The 16,767-nt window shown below is 67.6% G+C and carries 15 protein-coding genes; 9 read left to right on the top strand and 6 right to left on the bottom strand.

What is annotated here, in order from left to right:
- Positions 1-108 precede the first annotated feature (108 nt).
- Positions 109-2,403: an arginine/lysine/ornithine decarboxylase gene (locus tag KBC94_RS00240; protein ID WP_294364981.1), complete on the top strand. Its 2,295-nt coding sequence runs from the start codon at positions 109-111 to the stop codon at positions 2,401-2,403.
- Between the two features lie 46 nt (positions 2,404-2,449).
- Here the strand turns inward: KBC94_RS00240 and KBC94_RS00245 are convergent, their stop codons facing one another.
- The 3 genes from KBC94_RS00245 to KBC94_RS00255 are packed head-to-tail and all read right to left on the bottom strand — an operon-like array spanning position 2,450 to position 4,613.
- The gene (locus KBC94_RS00245) at positions 2,450-3,316 is read right to left on the bottom strand and encodes an EamA family transporter (protein WP_294364984.1); all 867 of its coding nucleotides are present in this window, start codon (positions 3,314-3,316) and stop codon (positions 2,450-2,452) included.
- Entirely contained in the window at positions 3,313-3,867 is a 555-nt protein-coding gene (locus KBC94_RS00250; protein ID WP_294364985.1) for a phosphonate degradation HD-domain oxygenase, read from the bottom strand. Before KBC94_RS00250 ends, KBC94_RS00245 begins: the two co-directional genes overlap by 4 nt.
- A gap of 8 nt (positions 3,868-3,875) precedes the next feature.
- Positions 3,876-4,613 (bottom strand): phosphonate utilization associated transcriptional regulator, encoded by a 738-nt coding sequence (locus KBC94_RS00255; protein WP_294364988.1) that lies wholly within the window; start codon positions 4,611-4,613, stop codon positions 3,876-3,878.
- 158 nt (positions 4,614-4,771) lie between these two features.
- Between KBC94_RS00255 and KBC94_RS00260 the strand changes: the two genes are divergently transcribed.
- The 5 genes from KBC94_RS00260 to phnX are packed head-to-tail and all read left to right on the top strand — an operon-like array spanning position 4,772 to position 10,670.
- On the top strand, positions 4,772-5,809 hold the full coding sequence (locus tag KBC94_RS00260) for a putative 2-aminoethylphosphonate ABC transporter substrate-binding protein (protein ID WP_294364991.1): 1,038 nt from the start codon (positions 4,772-4,774) through the stop codon (positions 5,807-5,809).
- 38 nt (positions 5,810-5,847) lie between these two features.
- Positions 5,848-6,975 carry a putative 2-aminoethylphosphonate ABC transporter ATP-binding protein gene (locus KBC94_RS00265; RefSeq protein WP_294365925.1) on the top strand — a complete coding sequence of 376 codons (1,128 nt, stop codon included), beginning with the start codon at positions 5,848-5,850 and terminating at the stop codon, positions 6,973-6,975.
- A gap of 2 nt (positions 6,976-6,977) precedes the next feature.
- Positions 6,978-8,678, top strand: coding sequence for a putative 2-aminoethylphosphonate ABC transporter permease subunit (locus KBC94_RS00270; protein WP_294364994.1), 1,701 nt, complete (start codon positions 6,978-6,980; stop codon positions 8,676-8,678).
- Positions 8,679-8,697: 19 nt separating this feature from the next.
- Positions 8,698-9,831, top strand: coding sequence for a TIGR03364 family FAD-dependent oxidoreductase (locus KBC94_RS00275; RefSeq protein ID WP_294364996.1), 1,134 nt, complete (start codon positions 8,698-8,700; stop codon positions 9,829-9,831).
- Positions 9,832-9,851: 20 nt separating this feature from the next.
- On the top strand, positions 9,852-10,670 hold the full coding sequence (gene phnX / locus KBC94_RS00280) for a phosphonoacetaldehyde hydrolase (protein WP_294364997.1): 819 nt from the start codon (positions 9,852-9,854) through the stop codon (positions 10,668-10,670).
- A gap of 87 nt (positions 10,671-10,757) precedes the next feature.
- Here phnX and KBC94_RS00285 read toward each other — a convergent pair whose 3' ends face one another.
- From KBC94_RS00285 to fabI, 3 genes are read right to left on the bottom strand one after another with little or no spacing between them, the layout of a single operon-like run.
- On the bottom strand, positions 10,758-11,177 hold the full coding sequence (locus KBC94_RS00285) for a YbaN family protein (RefSeq protein WP_294364998.1): 420 nt from the start codon (positions 11,175-11,177) through the stop codon (positions 10,758-10,760).
- Positions 11,178-11,182: 5 nt separating this feature from the next.
- The gene (locus KBC94_RS00290) at positions 11,183-12,019 is read right to left on the bottom strand and encodes a DNA ligase (protein ID WP_294365927.1); all 837 of its coding nucleotides are present in this window, start codon (positions 12,017-12,019) and stop codon (positions 11,183-11,185) included.
- Between the two features lie 25 nt (positions 12,020-12,044).
- Positions 12,045-12,839 (bottom strand): enoyl-ACP reductase FabI, encoded by a 795-nt coding sequence (gene fabI, locus KBC94_RS00295; RefSeq protein ID WP_017762261.1) that lies wholly within the window; start codon positions 12,837-12,839, stop codon positions 12,045-12,047.
- Positions 12,840-12,876: 37 nt separating this feature from the next.
- Between fabI and KBC94_RS00300 the strand changes: the two genes are divergently transcribed.
- The 3 genes from KBC94_RS00300 to KBC94_RS00310 are packed head-to-tail and all read left to right on the top strand — an operon-like array spanning position 12,877 to position 16,764.
- Positions 12,877-14,673 carry an extracellular solute-binding protein gene (locus tag KBC94_RS00300; protein ID WP_294365008.1) on the top strand — a complete coding sequence of 599 codons (1,797 nt, stop codon included), beginning with the start codon at positions 12,877-12,879 and terminating at the stop codon, positions 14,671-14,673.
- A 10-nt stretch (positions 14,674-14,683) separates the two neighbouring features.
- Positions 14,684-15,718 (top strand): microcin C ABC transporter permease YejB, encoded by a 1,035-nt coding sequence (locus KBC94_RS00305; RefSeq protein WP_294365011.1) that lies wholly within the window; start codon positions 14,684-14,686, stop codon positions 15,716-15,718.
- 2 nt (positions 15,719-15,720) lie between these two features.
- Positions 15,721-16,764 (top strand): ABC transporter permease, encoded by a 1,044-nt coding sequence (locus KBC94_RS00310; RefSeq protein ID WP_294365014.1) that lies wholly within the window; start codon positions 15,721-15,723, stop codon positions 16,762-16,764.
- Positions 16,765-16,767 lie beyond the last annotated feature (3 nt).

Raw genomic sequence — 16,767 nt, forward strand, 5'->3', positions numbered from 1 at the left:
CGGGAAGCCCCACATTCTGGGGCACGTCGCATGACGCGGCCGTCATCTGGATTCCTTACACTTCGCGCCTTCTTTGCGCACCCCCCAAAAGCCGGAGCCCGACAGCCCATGAAATTCCGCTTTCCCATCGTCATCATCGACGAGGACTTCCGCTCCGAGAACACCTCCGGACTGGGCATCCGCGCCCTGGCCCAGGCCATCGAAAGCGAGGGCTTCGAGGTGCTGGGCGTGACCAGCTACGGAGACCTGTCGCAGTTCGCGCAGCAGCAGAGCCGGGCGAGCGCCTTCATCCTGTCGATCGACGACGAGGAATTCACCATCGGCCCAGACCTCGACCCGGCCGTGCTGAACCTTCGCACCTTCATCGGCGAGGTGCGACGCAAGAACACCGACGTGCCGATCTACATCTACGGCGAGACCAAGACCAGCCGGCACCTGCCCAACGACATCCTGCGCGAACTGCATGGCTTCATCCACATGTTCGAGGACACGCCGGAGTTCGTGGCCAAGCACATCATCCGCGAGGCCAAGAGCTACCTCGAGACGGTGCAGCCGCCGTTCTTCAAGGCACTGATCGACTACGCGGAAGATGGCTCCTATTCGTGGCACTGCCCGGGCCACTCTGGTGGCGTGGCCTTCCTCAAGAGCCCCGTCGGCCAGATGTTCCATCAGTTCTTCGGCGAGAACATGCTGCGTGCGGACGTCTGCAATGCGGTGGAGGAACTGGGCCAGCTGCTGGACCACACCGGTCCGGTGGCCGCCAGCGAGCGCAATGCGGCACGCATCTTCAACGCCGACCATTGCTTCTTCGTCACCAACGGCACGTCCACGTCCAACAAGATGGTGTGGCACCACACGGTGGCGCCCGGCGATGTGGTGGTGGTGGACCGCAACTGCCACAAGTCGATCCTGCACGCGATCATCATGACCGGCGCCATCCCGGTGTTCATGAAGCCCACGCGCAACCACTACGGCATCATCGGCCCGATCCCCAAGAGCGAGTTCGAGCCCGAGGCCATCAAGGCCAAGATCCGCGCCAACCCGCTGCTCAAGGACGTCGACGCCGACACCGTCAAGCCGCGCGTGCTGACGCTCACGCAGTCCACCTACGACGGCGTGATCTACAACACCGAGACCATCAAGACGATGCTCGACGGCTACGTCGACACGCTGCACTTCGACGAGGCCTGGCTGCCGCATGCGGCCTTCCATCCCTTCTACGGGCCGTACCACGCCATGGGCAAGCGCCGTGCGCGGCCCAAGGAATCGCTGGTGTTCGCCACCCAGTCCACGCACAAGCTGCTGGCCGGCATCAGCCAGGCCAGCCATGTGCTGGTGCAGGACTCGCAGAACCGCCAGCTGGACCGGGACCTCTTCAACGAGGCCTACCTGATGCATTCGTCCACCAGCCCGCAGTACGCCATCATCGCCAGTTGCGACGTGGCGGCCGCCATGATGGAGCCGCCCGGCGGCACCGCGCTGGTGGAAGAGAGCATCCTCGAGGCCCTGGACTTCCGTCGCGCCATGCGCAAGGTGGAGGAGGAGTTCGGCAAGGACGAATGGTGGTTCAAGGTCTGGGGCCCGGAGCACCTGGTCGAGGAAGGCATCGGTCGCGCCGACGACTGGATCATCAAGGGCGAGACCCGCGCCGGCAACGGCGGCAAGAAGAACGGCGCGCGCAACTGGCACGGCTTCGGCAAGTTGGCCGACGGCTTCAACATGCTCGACCCGATCAAGTCGACCATCGTGACGCCCGGCCTGGACCTCGACGGCAAGTTCGCGCCCACCGGCATCCCGGCGAGCATCGTCACCAAGTTCCTGGCCGAGCATGGTGTGATCGTGGAGAAGACGGGCCTGTACAGCTTCTTCATCATGTTCACCATCGGCATCACCAAGGGCCGCTGGAACACGCTGCTGACGGCGCTGCAGCAGTTCAAGGACGACTATGCCCGCAACCAGCCCATGTGGCGCATCCTGCCGGAGTTCTGCCAGCAGCATCCCATCTACGAGCGCATGGGCCTGCGCGACCTGTGCCAGCGCGTGCACGAGCTGTATGCCAAGTACGGCATCGCCCGGCTGACCACCGAGATGTACCTGTCGGACCTGGAGCCGGCTATGAAGCCCAGCGAGGCCTTCGCCCACATCGCGCACCGCAAGACCGAGCGCGTGGAGATCGACCACCTCGAAGGCCGCATCACCACCAGCCTGATCACGCCGTATCCGCCCGGCATTCCGCTGCTGATCCCGGGCGAGGTCTTCAACAAGAAGATCGTGGACTACCTGAAGTTCGCGCGCCAGTTCAACCTGGAGTGCCCGGGGTTCGAGACCGACATCCACGGCCTGGTGGCCCGCGTGGACGAGAAGGGCAAGAAGCGCTACTACGCGGATTGCGTCAAGCGCTGACCCTGTGCTCGACGGGGCGCCGCCTTTTGTGCGCTGCGCGCCCGTGTCATCCGAACCGCAGTGCCATCACGCCGCCGACCACCACGGCGGTACCGAGGGCGCGCTGCAGCCCGAAGCGCTCCCGCAGGCACAGCGTGCCGATGAGCGCGGCGAAAAGCACCGAGGTCTCGCGCAGTGCCGCCACCACCGCCACGGGCGCCCGCGTCATGGCCCAGAGCGCGATGCCATAGCTGGCCAGCGAGGCCGCCGTGCCCAGCCACGCCACACCCAGGCGGCCACGCATGTAGGCGAGAGCATCACGCCGCCCCTGCGGACCGCGCCGCCACAGCACCAGCAGCATGAATGGCAGGCCGTCGAAGACGAAGAGCAGGGCGACGTATGCGGCGGCGTTGCCGCTGGCCCGCACGCCGAGGCCGTCCACGACCGTATAGAGCGCGATGATGCAGGCGTTGGCCAGCGCGAAGCCCAGGGCCTTGCCGCGGTGCCCTGACGTGTGCAGATGACCGGGTGAAAGACCGAGCGTGAGTACGCCAGCACAGATGCCGGCCACACCGAACCATGCGAGCCCCGAGAGGCGCTCGCCCATCACCGTGAGGCTGCTAAGGGCCACCAGCAGTGGCGCGCTGCCGCGCATCACCGGGTAGGCCAGCCCCAGGTCACCGTGCTTGTACGCGCCGGCCAGGGCCACGTAGTAGCCCACATGGATCACGACCGAGGCGGCCAGATAAGGCCACGAAGCGGTGGCCGGCAGGCCGGTGAAGGCCAGGATGGGTAGCGCGATGAACAGTCCGAGGCTGTGGATCAGTGCCGTGTCCAGCGACTTGTCCGACGCCGACTTGATGAGTGCATTCCAGCTGGCATGGAGCACCGCGCCGAACAGCACGGCCAGCGCGACAGGGCCCGTCAGCGTCATGCGCCTGGGGCCAGCATGCAGCGACGCGCGCGCGCCAGGTAGTGCGGCAGGTCGGGGGTGGCGAGGTCGGCCTGCTTGGCCGTGTCGTCCCACAGCCGCAGGCGGACCGCCTCCTGCGCATGCGGGCGCTGCATGAAGCGCATGGCTTCTTCGTCGCTGAATACGCCGCCCTGTAGAACCAGGCTGCGCTTGGAGTCGTCCGAGAGGGCGGCCCAGTAGTCCGGACGGGTCGCGCACAGGTAGCGCTTGGCGTCGACGTGCCAGGCAATGGCGTCGAGGACCCGATCCGGAAAGAGCCCGCGGAGGAAGGGCAGGGCATGGAACTGGTGCCGGTCGTCGATGCCGCGCAGCGTGGGCGTCTCGCCCTGGTCGTTGAGCAGGTGGCCGATGTCGTGAAGCAGGGCGGCCGTGACGAGCGCGTCGTCGGCATCTTCCTGCTCGGCCAGGTAGGCACTCTGCAGCGCATGTTCCAACTGGGTCACGGGTTCGCCGCTGTACTGCTCGGCGCCGCGGCGCGCGAAGAGGTTCTCGATGTCGTGAAGGGTCAACATGGCGGGCCTCAGGACGCGGCGAGCGAGGCACCGCCGCTGCCCGTGGTCGAGCCGCGCTGTTTCTCCCAGTTGAGGCGCGTGCGCTCGCGGCTGTTCATCACATGTTGGTACATGGCCTGGCCCGCGGCATCCGGGTCACCGGAGGCGATGGCCTTGAGGATGGCGCGATGCTCGCGCGAGTAGACGGCCATCGATTCGTCGGTGAGGTTTTGCCGGCGGAACAGCGACAGCTCGTTCACCAGCTTGCGATAGGTGGCGACCAGCTTGGCGTTGCCGGCCAGCTCCAGCAGGCGGTCATGGAAGGCGAGGTTGAAGCGGTGGTAGTCCTTGGCGTCGCCCGCTTTCACCGCCTGGTCCATGGCCTCGACCAGCTGCCGCAGTTCGCGCACCTGGGCCGGGGCGGCTGTCTCGGCCAGCTTGCGGCCCACATACAGGTCCATCACGGCACGCACCTCGAAGATCTCCAGCGCTTCCTCGATGGGCACATCGCGCACGAAGACGCCGCGGTTCTTTTCGGTGCGTACCAGGCCGCCTTCCTCCAGCATGCGGAAGGCCTCGCGCACCGGCCCGCGCGAGACGCCCAACTGGTCGGCCAGCGTGGCCTCGGTGAGCTTGGCGCCGGGGCCGAGCTCGCCGTCCAGGATCATGCGTTCGATTTCTGCCTGCACCACATTCGCCAGCGAATGGCACTGAAGCTGTGCGATGACGGGATGGGAAGAGACCTTCTTGGCAGGGGCGGCAGGCATGGCGCGATGGTAGGTTCGAGAGCGTAGATTGTCTACGATCTACAAAGAACAATAGACAAAGAGGTGGAGCAGGCCCCGATTTTGCTTGGCGACCGTGTCACGAAGATGTCGTTTCGCGGCGGCACATTCGCCCGGTCATTTCATCGAGGAGCCTGCCCATGCACTTTTCCGTCAAGACCATCGCGACCGCCCTCATCGGCCTGGCCGCTACCGGCGCGGCCTTCGCGCAGAAGACCCAGCTGACGGTCTACACCGCGCTGGAGACCGACCAGCTCAAGGCCTACCAGAGTGCCTTCAACAAGGTCGAGCCCGACATCGAGATCAAGTGGGTGCGCGACTCCACCGGTGTGATCACTGCCAAGCTGCTGGCCGAGAAGGCCAATCCGCAGGCCGATGTGGTGTGGGGTGTGGCCGCCTCCAGCATGGCGCTGTTCGACAAGCAGGGCATGCTCGAGCCCTATGCGCCACTGAACCTGGACGCGGTGATGCCGCAGTACCGCGACAAGAAGAACCCGCCCGCCTGGGTCGGCATGGACGTGTTCGGTGCCGTCGTGTGCTTCAACACGGTCGAAGCCAAGAAGAAGAACATCCCCGTCCCCACCACCTGGAAGGACCTCACCAAACCCGAGTACAAGGGCCAGGTGGTGATGCCCAACCCCGCCTCGTCGGGCACCGGCTACTTCGACGTCGCGGCCTGGCTGCAACTGTGGGGCGACGACGCCGGCAAGGGCGGCGGCTGGAAGTACATGGATGCGCTGCACGAGAACATCGCGCAGTACACGCACTCCGGCTCCAAGCCCTGCAACATGGCGGCCTCCGGCGAATACGTGGCGGGCATCTCCTTCGAGTACCGCGGCTACACCAACAAGGCCAAGGGCGCGCCCATCGAGCTGGTGTTCCCCAAGGAGGGCCTGGGCTGGGACCTGGAGGCCGTCGGCATCTACAAAGGCACCAAGAAGCTGGACGCCGCGAAGAAGCTGGCGAACTGGGCGACGTCGAAGGACGCCATGCTGCTCTACGGCAAGAACTTCGCCGTGACTGCCCAGCCGGGCGTGGCCCCCAAGCTGGCGGGCATCCCCGGCGACTACGAGGCCCGCCTGATCAAGATGGACTTCGAGAAGTCCGCCACCAACCGCGAGCGCACCCTGGCCGAGTGGACGCGCCGCTACGACGCCAAGAGCGAGGCGAAGAAGTGATGAACGCGCCGGCGCATGTCCATGCGGCCGACCGCAGCATGGGTGCTGCGCCGGCGCCGCTGTCCCTGGTTGAAAGCGTGCCCCAGGCCGACTACCTGCGGCTGCAGGGCGTGCACAAGCGCTTCGGCGCCTTCACGGCGCTGGAGTCCATCGACTTGACCATTCCGCAGGGCGAGCTGGTGTGTTTCCTCGGCCCCTCGGGCTGTGGCAAGACCACCTTGCTGCGCATCATCGCGGGGCTGGAAGTGCAGACGGGCGGCCAGCTCTGGCAGGGCGGTACCGACATCTCGCGCCTGCCGCCTGCACAGCGCGACTACGGCATCGTCTTCCAGTCCTATGCGCTCTTTCCCAACCTGAGCATTGCGGACAACGTGGCGTATGGGCTGGTCAACCAGCGGCGCCCGCGCAAGGACATCGCCGCGCGTGTCGACGAACTGCTGCAGCTCGTGGGCCTGCCCGGCAGCGGCGGCAAGTACCCGGCGCAGATGTCCGGCGGCCAGCAGCAGCGGGTAGCGCTGGCGCGCGCACTGGCCGCCTCGCCAGGCCTGCTGCTGCTGGACGAGCCCCTTTCGGCGCTCGACGCCATCGTGCGGGTGCACCTGCGCAACGAGATCCGTGCGCTGCAGCGCCGGCTGGGCGTCACCACCATCATGGTGACGCACGACCAGGAAGAGGCCCTGTCCATCGCCGACCGCATCGTGGTGATGAACCATGGCGTGATCGAGCAGGTGGGCACGCCGTTGCAGGTCTATCGCGAGCCCGCGACGCCCTTCGTGGCCGAGTTCGTCGGCAAGGTCAACCGGCTGCCCGCCGTGGCCGAGGGCGGGCGCTGGTTCCGGTGCGGCGACCGGCGCTGGCAGGTCGAGGCTGGCCACGGCGCCGACTACCGACCGGGCCGGGAAGTGATGCTCTACCTGCGTCCGGAAGACCGGGCGATGACCGGCTTCGACGCGGACCATCCGGGCCTGTGCATCGGCACGGTGGCGCACATCGAGTTCCTCGGCGGCAATTGCCTGGCCGAGCTGGTGGTGGAGGGGCTGCCGGGGCCGCTGCAGCTGCAGTTCTCGCTCAACCAGATGGACGAGTTCGGCGTGCAGCAGGGCCGTCGGTTGCGCTTCGCGCTGCGGCTGGACCGGCTGCGGGCCTTCCCCGCGGCGGAGGCCTGAGCATGCAGACCGCGATCCGCCTGCCGGCCGTCCGGCTGTATGTGCACTGGAGCGACCGTGTGGCGCACTTGCTGCTGGTGGCCGTGGCGCTGTTGCTGGTCATCGGCCTGCTGTTGCCCTTGGGCGCCATCCTGTCGCAGGCATTGCAGCAGACCGAGGAGCGCTCGGGCTGGGGCCACTTCCGTGCCTACCTCGCATCGCCCGCCTTGCTGGGCAGCCTCTGGAACAGCCTGTGGGTGTCCGCGCTGGTGACGGCGCTCGTCATCCCGCTGGCCTTCGGCTTCGCCTATGCGCTCACGCGCAGCTGCATGCCCGCCAAGGGCCTGCTGCGCAGCATCACGCTGCTGCCCCTGCTTGCGCCTTCGCTGCTGTCGGCCATCTCGCTGATCTACTGGTTCGGCAACCAGGGCGCGGCCAAGGGGCTGTGGCAGGCGCTGGGCTTCGAGAGCATCTATGGCGCGCCGGGCATCGTGCTGGCGGAATGCTTCGCCACCTTTCCGCATGCGCTGATGATTCTGGTGACGGCGCTGTCGCTGGCCGACGCACGGCTCTATGAAGCCGCCGACGCGATGGGCACGCGCACCCTGCGGCGTTTCTTCACCATCACGCTCCCGGGCGCGAAGTACGGGCTGATCTCCGCCGCCTTGGTGGTGTTCACGCTGGTCATCACCGACTTCGGCATCCCCAAGGTGGTCGGCGGCAACTTCAACGTGCTGGCGACCGACGTGTTCAAGCTGGTGATCGGCCAGCAGGACTTCCAGCGTGGCGCCGTCGTCGCCCTGCTGCTGCTGGCGCCCGCGCTGCTGACCTTCGCGGTCGATCACCTGGTGCAGCGCAAGCAGACGGCCATGCTCACGGCGCGCGCCGTGGCGCTGGCGCCCCGGCCTGCAAAGGGCTTCGATGCTGCCATGACTGCCTATTGCCTGCTCGTGTGCGCACTGATGGTGGCGATGTTCGGCATGGCGGTGTTCGCTTCCTTTGCCAAGCTGTGGCCCTACAACCTCACGCCCAGCCTCGACCATTACGTCGCCGGCATCGTCGATGCCGAACTGGGCGGCGCGGTGCTCAACAGCCTGCTGCTGGCAGCCTGTACGTCCGTGGTCGGCACAGCCGTGGTGTTCTGCGGCGCCTACCTGCTGGAGAAGACGCGCGGCCTGGATGTGCTGCGTCCCCTGATCCGGCTGATGGCCATGCTGCCCATGGCGGTGCCGGGATTGGTCCTCGGCCTGGGCTACATATTCTTCTTCAACGCGCCGTGGAACCCGCTCAATGGCCTGTACCAGACCATGGGCCTGCTGGTGTTGTGCACGGTGGTGCACTTCTACACGACGGGTCACCTGACCATGGTGACGGCCCTGAAGGCCATCGACGGCGAGTTCGAGGCCGTCGCCGCCTCACTCAAGGTGCCGGTGTTCACCACCGTGCGCCGCGTCACGCTGCCGATCTGCCTGCCCGTGCTGCTGGACGTGTCGCGCTACTTCTTCATCAACGCGATGACCACCATCTCGGCGGTCGTCTTCCTGTACTCGCCCGAGACGCGCCTGGCCTCGGTCGCCATCCTCAACCTCGACGAGGCGGGCGAGATCGGCGCTGCCGCCGCCATGGCGGTATTGATCGCCGGGACCTCGGCGATCGTGAACGTGCTGTACCTGCTGCTCGGCCGTTGGGTGGACCGCCGCACCCAGCGCTGGCGGCTGCGATGAGCCAAAGGGATTCCCACGAATGAGCAACACCCATTTCGACCTGATCGTGGTCGGTGCCGGCATCGTCGGCCTGGCCCATGCGTACACCGCCGCGCGGCGCGGCCTCAATGTCTGCGTGATCGAGAAGGACGCCGCCTGCGTCGGTGCGTCCATCCGCAACTTCGGCTTCGTGACCGTGACCGGACAGGGCGCCGGCGACACCTGGCGCCGCGCCCGACGCGCACGCGAGGTGTGGGGCGAGGTGGCGCCGCAGGCTGGCGTCGAGGTGGTCCACCAGGGCCTGTACCTCACGGCCTTCCGCGACAAGGCGCTGGCGGTGCTGGAGCAGTTCATGGACACCGAGATGGCCGAAGGCTGCGAACTGCTGGACGTGGCCGAGGCCGCGCAGCGCGCACCGACGTTGCGGTTGGACGGGCCCGAAGGCCCGGCCCGTGCGGTCCTCTACAGCCCGCACGAGGCGCGTGTGGAGTCGCGCACCGCCATCGGCCTGCTGGCGGCCTGGCTGGCCGAGGCGCATGGCGTGGTCTTCCGCTTCAGCGAACAGGTGCTGGAGGTGGCGACGCCGCGCGTGCGCACCGCCCGCGCCACGCTGCATGCGGAGCGCGTGGTCGTCTGCACCAACATCGAACTGAACGGCCTGTTTGCCGAGCGGCTGGCGCCGCATCGCCTGCAGCTGTGTCAGTTGCACATGCTGCGTGTTCAGCCACCCAAGGGGTTCAAGCTGCCCGGCTCGGTCATGGCCGACCTGAGCCTGGTGCGCTACCACGGCTACAGCAAGCTGCCGGCGGCGCAGGCGCTGCGGGCCCAGCTGGAGGCGGAGGAGGGCGGGTCGCTGGCTCATGGCATCCACCTGATCGTGGTGCAGAGCGCCGACGGCTCGCTGGTGGTGGGGGACTCCCACCACTACGGCCCGGTGCTTGAACCCTTCGCCGACACGCAGGTAGACGCGTTGATGCTGCGTCACATGCAGGAGGCGCTGCACCTGCCCGACTACACCGTCACCCAACGCTGGGTGGGCACCTATCCCTCGTCGCCCGACACTGACTGCCTGATCGACGCGCCGGACGACGCCACCCGGCTGGTGATCGTCACCAGCGGCACCGGCGCCAGCACGGCCTTCGGCATCGCCGAAGAAGTCTTCGCCGCTTGGTAGGCCGGACCTCCGCATATCCCATGACTGACCAGCAAAAACTCCAGGCCGTCGTCTTCGACTGGGCCGGCACCATCATCGACTTCGGCTCCTGCGCGCCCATGGGCGCCTTCGTGCGCTTGTTCGAGCGCTACGGCATCGACCTCAGCATCGCCGAGGCGCGCGGCCCCATGGGCGTGGCCAAGTGGGACCACATTCATGCGCTCAGCCAACTGCCAAGCGTGGCGGCCCAGTGGGAGGCGCGCTTCGGCCGCGGCTTCACGCGGGCCGACATCGACGAGCTCTACGAGGTGTTCACGCCCATGAACGCGGCCGTGGTGCCCGACTTCTGCGACTTCATCCCGGGCGCGCTCGACACCGTGGCCGCCGTGCGTGCGCGTGGCCTGCGCATCGGCTCCACCACCGGCTACAACCGGCCGATCATGGAGGTGGTGACGCCCATCGCCGCGAAAGCCGGCTATGTGCCGGACAACCTCGTGTGCGCGGGCGACCTGGCGGCCGGCCGGCCTTCGCCCTTGATGATGTACCGCTGCTTCGCCGACCTCGGCGTGTGGCCGGCCCATACGGTGGTGAAGGTCGACGACACCGGCGTGGGCGTGCAGGAGGGCCTGAATGCCGGCGCCTGGGCAGTGGGGCTGGCGATCAGCGGCAATGCGGCGGGCCTGACGCTGGCCGAGTGGCAGGCGCTCGATGCCGCAGGCCAGACAGCAGTGCGCACCCGTGCGACGGCGGAGCTGAAGAGCGCCGGGGCGCACTACGTGATCGACAGCGTGGCGGAACTGATGCCGCTGCTGGACGACATCGACGCGCGGATGGCGCGCGGCGAACGGCCGTCGGCCTGAACCCCTGTCGGCGCGCGACGCGAGCCTGGCGTGCCGCCGAGGCGGCCATCCACGTCGATGCCCCCGGCCGCTGACACGATCCGAGTCTCAAGGCTCCGGCCGCCGCCAGAGCCAGATCAGCACGCAGGCCATGGCGCCGATCCCTGCGGCGGCCCCCCAGCGGGAGGGCGACAGCCAGATCAGCACGACGGCGCACACGACCATGGCCGCCGCCGCGCTGCGCTTGGCCCGTCGGCTGACGCGGCCGCCGGCGCGCCAGTTCAAGATCAGCGGCCCAAACAGCGGATGCCTTTCGAGCCAGCCCGCGAGCCGCGGCGAACTGCGGGCGGCCGCCCAGGCGGCCAGCAGCACGAAGGGCGTGGTCGGCAGGCCCGGCAGGACGACACCGGCCACGGCCAGGGCCAACGCCACCACGGCCAGCGCCATCATCAGCCAGCGCGCCGGGCCACGCAGATGGCGCGGCGCCTCGTACTGCCGTGGCGGCGAGGGCGGCGGATTGGGCTCCACGGGCTTCAGCGGTCCGTGCGCACGCGCATGAATCGCGCGAAGCGTGGAACGCCCTGTGCCGTGAGCCCGTTGTAGCGGTAGGTCACCGTGCTGCCCACCGGCGGCGGATCGTCGCGCTGTGCATCGGTGAAGCCACCGCCCAGCTTGAAGACCAGGCCTTCGGGCGTTCGCACCTGCAGCGCGCCCATCCGGCCCGCATGCCGGCCCTGGCCCGGCAGGTGCGCGAGCACCACCGCCTCGGCATCATCGTAGGGCTTGACCTTGAGCAGGTCCGCGCTGCGGCCTGCGCCATAGAGCGAACTGCCCCGATGCAGCATCAGTCCTTCGCCGCCAGCCCGCACCGTGGCGTCGAGCTGCCGCCGGAGTGCCTCGGCCGTGGTGGCGCGTTCCTGCCGAACGGGCTCGAGCCAGGGGGTGGCCTTGACCGGCAGCAGCCGCTGCAGCACCTGCAGCCGATGGTCGAAGTCACCGGATTCGGCGGGCAGGTCGAAGACCATGAAGCGCATGGCGCGCCACGCTGCATCGTCAGGTGCCTGGCTGCGTACCGTGCCGGAGGCATGCTCGAAGCGCCCGCGGCCGGCCCAGAGCTCGCCATCCATGGGCTGCTGCGGCCAGCCGGCCGTGAACCACGCCGGCGCGGCGATACGCTCGCCGCCGCGCGTCCACAAGGCCTGCCCGTCCCAGAAGCCGCGAACGCCGTCGTACTTCTCGCTGACCCAGTAGCCGTCGAGCGGCATGCCCGGGCGCCAGACCTCTGCCAGCATGAGGGCAGGCGGCGCGGCCCATGCCGGCGCGCACAGGGCGGCCGACAACGTCGCCAGCAGAAAACCGCGACGCCACATGACCGTCACGCGAGGAGATGGATGATCAGCCTTCGGACGGCTCGTCGATGCCGCCGACCACGTTGCTGAAGCCGCCATCCACGTAGGTGATCTCGGCGGTCACGCCACCGGCCAGGTCGGACAGCAGGAAGGCCGCCACATTGCCCACGTCGTCGATGGTCACGTTGCGGCGGATGGGCGAGACGGCCGCCACTGCGGGCAGCAGCTTGCCGAATCCCTTGATGCCGCTGGCAGCCAGCGTCTTGATGGGGCCGGCGCTGATGCCGTTGACGCGCACGCCCTTGGGGCCCAGCGAGCCGGCCAGGTAGCGCACCGAGGCTTCCAGGCTGGCCTTGGCCAGGCCCATCGTGTTGTAGTTGGGCACCACGCGCACGGCGCCCAGGTAGGTCAGCGTGAGCAACGCGGCCTGGTCGTTGAGGTAGGGAAGGGCGGCCTTGGCCATGGCCGGGAAGCTGTAGGCGCTGATGTCGTGCGCGATCTTGAAAGCCTCGCGCGACAGGCCTTCGAGGAAGTCGCCGGCGATGGCCTCGCGCGGCGCAAAGCCGATGCTGTGGACGAAGCCGTCGAACTTGGGCCAGGTCTGCGAGAGGTCCTCGAACAGCTTGGCGATCTGGGCATCGTCGCCCACGTCGCAGTCGAAGACCAGCTTGGAATCGAAGTCGGCAGCGAACTCGGTGATGCGGTCCTTGAAGCGTTCGCCCACGTAGCTGAAGGCGAGTTCTGCGCCTTGCGCATGGCAGGCCTTGGCGATGCCGTAGGCGATGGAACGGTTGGAGAGGACGCCGGTGATCAGAAGTTTCTTGCCGCTGAGAAAGCCCATGGGTCTGCCTTGAGAAAAACTTGGGCAGAATTCTCGCATGCGACTCTGGCTGCTCCCGGCCCTCCTGGTTGCGGCGCTGCCCGTGTGGGGTGCGCACGCCTATGCCCAGTTCGGCGACATCAAGTACTCCGCCGGCTTCACCCACTTCGATTACGTCAATCCGGACGCACCCAAGGGCGGGGAGATCCGGCTGGTGCCGCCGATCGCGGTCACGCAGTTCGACAAGTTCAATCCCTTCACACTCAAAGGCACCGCGCCCGCAGGCCTCACGGACCTGGTGTTCGAGTCGCTGCTCGTGGGCAATCTGCAGGAGCCCTCGACGGCCTACGGCCTGCTGGCCGAGGATGTGGAGGTGGCGCCCGACCATCGCTCTGCCGTATTCCGCCTGCGGCCCGAGGCGCGCTTCAGCGACGGCACGCCAGTGCTGGCCGAAGACGTCGTGTATTCGTGGCGTACGCTCATCAGCAAGCAGGCGGCGCCGCAGTACCGCACGCTGCTGGCGGGCATCCGCAGCGTCAAGGCCGTCAGTGAGCGCGTGGTGCGCTTCGACTTCGATTCGGACAACCGCGAGTTGCCGCTGCTGGCCGGTGGCATCCCGGTCTTCAGCCAGCGCTGGGGCCAGGGCAAGCCCTTCGACCAAGTCATCACCGAACTGCCCATCGGCTCTGGTCCGTATCGGCCATCCAGCGCCCGGCTGGGCCGTGACATCACCTACGTGCGCGACAAGAACTACTGGGGGCGTGACCTCGCGGTGCGCCGCGGGCAGTACAACTTCGACCGCATCACCTACAAGCTCTACCTGGACGATACGGCCCGCTTCGAGGGCCTGAAGGCGGGCGAGTACGACCTCAAGCGCGAGTTCATCTCGCGCAACTGGGCGCGCCAGTACACCGGCCGCGCCTTCGACCGCGGCGAGGTGAAGAAGCAGGTCTTTCCCAGCGGGGCACCGGGCGACTACCAGGGCTACATCTTCAACCTGCGCAACCCCAAGCTGCAGGACGTGCGGGTGCGCCAGGCGCTGGCCCTGACCATGGACTTCGAATGGCTGAACCGCCAGATGTTCTATGGCATCTACACGCGCGTGCAGGGTTGGTTTCCCAACAGCCCCTTCCAGGCCAAGGGCCTCCCGGGCGCCGATGAACTGGCCTTGCTGGAGCCGCTGCGCGGCCAGCTCCGGCCCGAGGTCTTCGGGCCGGTGCCGCTGTCGCCCAGCACCGTGCCGCCCTCCAGCCTGCGCGAGAACCTGCGCAAGGCCCGCGATCTGCTCGCCCAAGCGGGCTGGACCTATCGCGACGGCGCGCTGCGCAATGCCAAGGGCGAAGCCTTCGCGCTCGAATACCTCAACGCCCAGCCTTCGGGCGTGCGGCTGGTGCTGCCGATGCAGGCCGCCATGGCCAAGCTGGGCATCCAGATGACGGTGCGCAACGTCGACGGTGCGCTGTACCAGCAGCGCATGAACGACTTCGATTTCGAGCTCGGCAGCATCCGCATCCCGGCACGGACCACGCCGGGCAGCGAACTGCTCGAATACTTCGGCTCCGAAGCAGCCGGCACGCATGGGTCGGCCAACTACTGGGGCCTGAAGGATCCGGCGGTGGACGCGCTCATTCGCCGCGTGCTGGCCGCCACCACGCGCGACGAGCTGGGCGCCGCCATGCGCGCGCTCGACCGCGTGCTCACCAACGGCTACTACGGCATCCCGCAGTGGTACAGCAGTGGCTTCCTGGTGGGCTACCGGCCCGCCGGCTTCGTGCTGCCGCCGAGCGTCCCGCCCTACTACGAACCGGACAGCTGGGCCGCGGCAACGTGGTGGGCGTCCCCCAGCAACAAGTAGGCAGCGCGGCATGCCCATCTACATCCTCAAACGTCTGCTGCTGATGGTGCCGACCCTGCTGGGCGTGCTGCTGGTGAGCTTCGCGGTCATCCAGTTCGTGCCGGGCGGTCCGGTCGAGCAGATGGTGTCGCAACTGCAGGGCCGATCGGCCGGGGGCGAGGGGCCTTCTGCCGGTGGGTCGGCCTACCGCGGCCGGCAAGGGCTCAGCGCGCAGCAGGTGGCCGAGATCAAGGCCCTCTACGGCTTCGACAAGCCGGCGCCCGAGCGCTTCTGGCAGATGCTTAAAGCCTTCGCGCGCTTCGACCTCGGCCAGAGCTTCTACCAGCGCAAGGCGGTGTGGGACCTGGTCAAGGAGAAGCTGCCGGTGTCTGTCAGCCTGGGCCTGTGGACCTTCTTCATCAGCTACCTCATCGCCGTGCCGCTGGGCGTCGCCAAGGCGGTGCGGGCGGGCACGCGCTTCGACTTCGTGACAACGCTGCTCGTGCTGGTGGGCTATGCGATTCCGGGCTTCGTACTTGGCGTGGCCCTTCTGGTGATCTTTGGCGGCCAGTTGCAGTGGTTTCCGCTGCGCGGGCTCACCTCGGCCAACTGGGAGCAGATGTCCTGGGGCGCGCGAATCGTTGACTACCTGTGGCACATCGCGCTGCCCATCACGGCTATGGTGCTGGGCAGCTTTGCCGTCACGGCCATGCTGACCAAGAACGCCTTCCTCGAAGAGATCCGCAAGCAGTACGTGCTGACGGCCCGCGCCAAGGGCCTGCGCGAGAAGCAGATCCTGTGGAAGCACGTCATGCGCAATGCGCTGATCCCCATCATCACGGGCTTCCCGGCCGCCTTCATCGGTGCCTTCTTCACCGGCTCATTGCTGATCGAGACGCTGTTCTCGCTCGACGGCCTGGGCCTGCTCAGTTACGAGAGCGTGATCCGCCGCGACTATCCCGTGGTGCTGGGCACGCTCTACCTCTTCACGCTGATCGGCCTGGTGACCAAGCTGATCAGCGACCTCTGCTACGTGTGGGTGGATCCGCGCGTGAAGTTCGACTGAGCATGAGCGACACCTCCGCGCCTTCCGTTCCCTTGTCGCCAGGGCGCCGTGCCTGGCGGCGCTTTCGCCGCAACCGGCTGGGCTTCGTCAGCCTGGTGCTGTTCACCGTGCTGGTGGTGCTGAGCCTCTTCGCCGAGGTGCTGTCGTCCGACCGGCCGCTGGTGGTGCGCTACGACGGCCAGCTCTATTTTCCGGTGCTGACCGACTATTCCGAGAAGACCTTCGGCGGCGACTTCGAGACACCGGCCGACTACCTCGACCCATTCATCCGTGAGCGCATCACGCAGGGGGGCAACTGGGCGTTGTACGCGCCGAACCCGTACGGGCCCCGCACCCTGAACTACTTCGCCAGCCGGCCGAACCCGGCTGCGCCCTCGTCCGAGAACCTGCTGGGCACCGACGACCGCGGCCGCGACCTCTTGGCACAGCTCATCTACGGCTTCAGGGTGAGCGTGCTGTTCGCGCTGGCGCTAACAGCCATCGGCGTGGTGCTCGGCGTGATCACCGGCGCCATCCAGGGCTTCTTCGGCGGCAGGACCGACCTGGCCTTCCAGCGCTTCATCGAGATCTGGGGCTCCATGCCCGAGCTCTACCTGCTGATCATCTTCAGCGCGATCTTCGCGCCCAGCGTGGCGCTCTTGCTGGTGCTGCTCTCGCTCTTCGGCTGGATGGGACTGTCGGACTATGTGCGGGCCGAGTTCCTGCGTAACCGACAGATGGACTATGTGCGCGCGGCCCGCGCCCTGGGCGTGGGCAACCTGGCCATCATGTGGCGACACATCCTGCCCAATAGCCTGGTGCCGGTGGTGACCTTCCTGCCCTTTCGCATGAGCGCGGCCATCCTGGCGCTGACCTCGCTGGACTTCCTCGGCCTCGGGGTGCCACCGGGCACGCCGTCCCTGGGCGAACTGCTCAACCAGGGCAAGGCCAACATCGACGCCTGGTGGATCTCGCTGTCCACCTTCGGTGTGCTGGTGGTGACGCTGATGTTGCTCACCTTCATGGGTGACGCGCTGCGCGACGCCATGGATCCGCGGAAGGCCTGATTC

It is taken from the genome of Pseudacidovorax sp. (assembly GCF_017991995.1).
Lineage (GTDB): Bacteria > Pseudomonadota > Gammaproteobacteria > Burkholderiales > Burkholderiaceae_C > Xenophilus.

Bases quoted from the DNA above. Each gene is read 5' to 3' on its own strand.
- KBC94_RS00240 (WP_294364981.1), top strand. From the start codon at position 109: ATGAAATTCCGCTTTCCCATCGTCATCATCGACGAGGACTTCCGCTCC.
- KBC94_RS00245 (WP_294364984.1), bottom strand. From the start codon at position 3,316: ATGACGCTGACGGGCCCTGTCGCGCTGGCCGTGCTGTTCGGCGCGGTG.
- KBC94_RS00250 (WP_294364985.1), bottom strand. From the start codon at position 3,867: ATGTTGACCCTTCACGACATCGAGAACCTCTTCGCGCGCCGCGGCGCC.
- KBC94_RS00255 (WP_294364988.1), bottom strand. From the start codon at position 4,613: ATGCCTGCCGCCCCTGCCAAGAAGGTCTCTTCCCATCCCGTCATCGCA.
- KBC94_RS00260 (WP_294364991.1), top strand. From the start codon at position 4,772: ATGCACTTTTCCGTCAAGACCATCGCGACCGCCCTCATCGGCCTGGCC.
- KBC94_RS00265 (WP_294365925.1), top strand. From the start codon at position 5,848: ATGGGTGCTGCGCCGGCGCCGCTGTCCCTGGTTGAAAGCGTGCCCCAG.
- KBC94_RS00270 (WP_294364994.1), top strand. From the start codon at position 6,978: ATGCAGACCGCGATCCGCCTGCCGGCCGTCCGGCTGTATGTGCACTGG.
- KBC94_RS00275 (WP_294364996.1), top strand. From the start codon at position 8,698: ATGAGCAACACCCATTTCGACCTGATCGTGGTCGGTGCCGGCATCGTC.
- phnX (WP_294364997.1), top strand. From the start codon at position 9,852: ATGACTGACCAGCAAAAACTCCAGGCCGTCGTCTTCGACTGGGCCGGC.
- KBC94_RS00290 (WP_294365927.1), bottom strand. From the start codon at position 12,019: ATGTGGCGTCGCGGTTTTCTGCTGGCGACGTTGTCGGCCGCCCTGTGC.
- fabI (WP_017762261.1), bottom strand. From the start codon at position 12,839: ATGGGCTTTCTCAGCGGCAAGAAACTTCTGATCACCGGCGTCCTCTCC.
- KBC94_RS00300 (WP_294365008.1), top strand. From the start codon at position 12,877: ATGCGACTCTGGCTGCTCCCGGCCCTCCTGGTTGCGGCGCTGCCCGTG.
- KBC94_RS00305 (WP_294365011.1), top strand. From the start codon at position 14,684: ATGCCCATCTACATCCTCAAACGTCTGCTGCTGATGGTGCCGACCCTG.
- KBC94_RS00310 (WP_294365014.1), top strand. From the start codon at position 15,721: ATGAGCGACACCTCCGCGCCTTCCGTTCCCTTGTCGCCAGGGCGCCGT.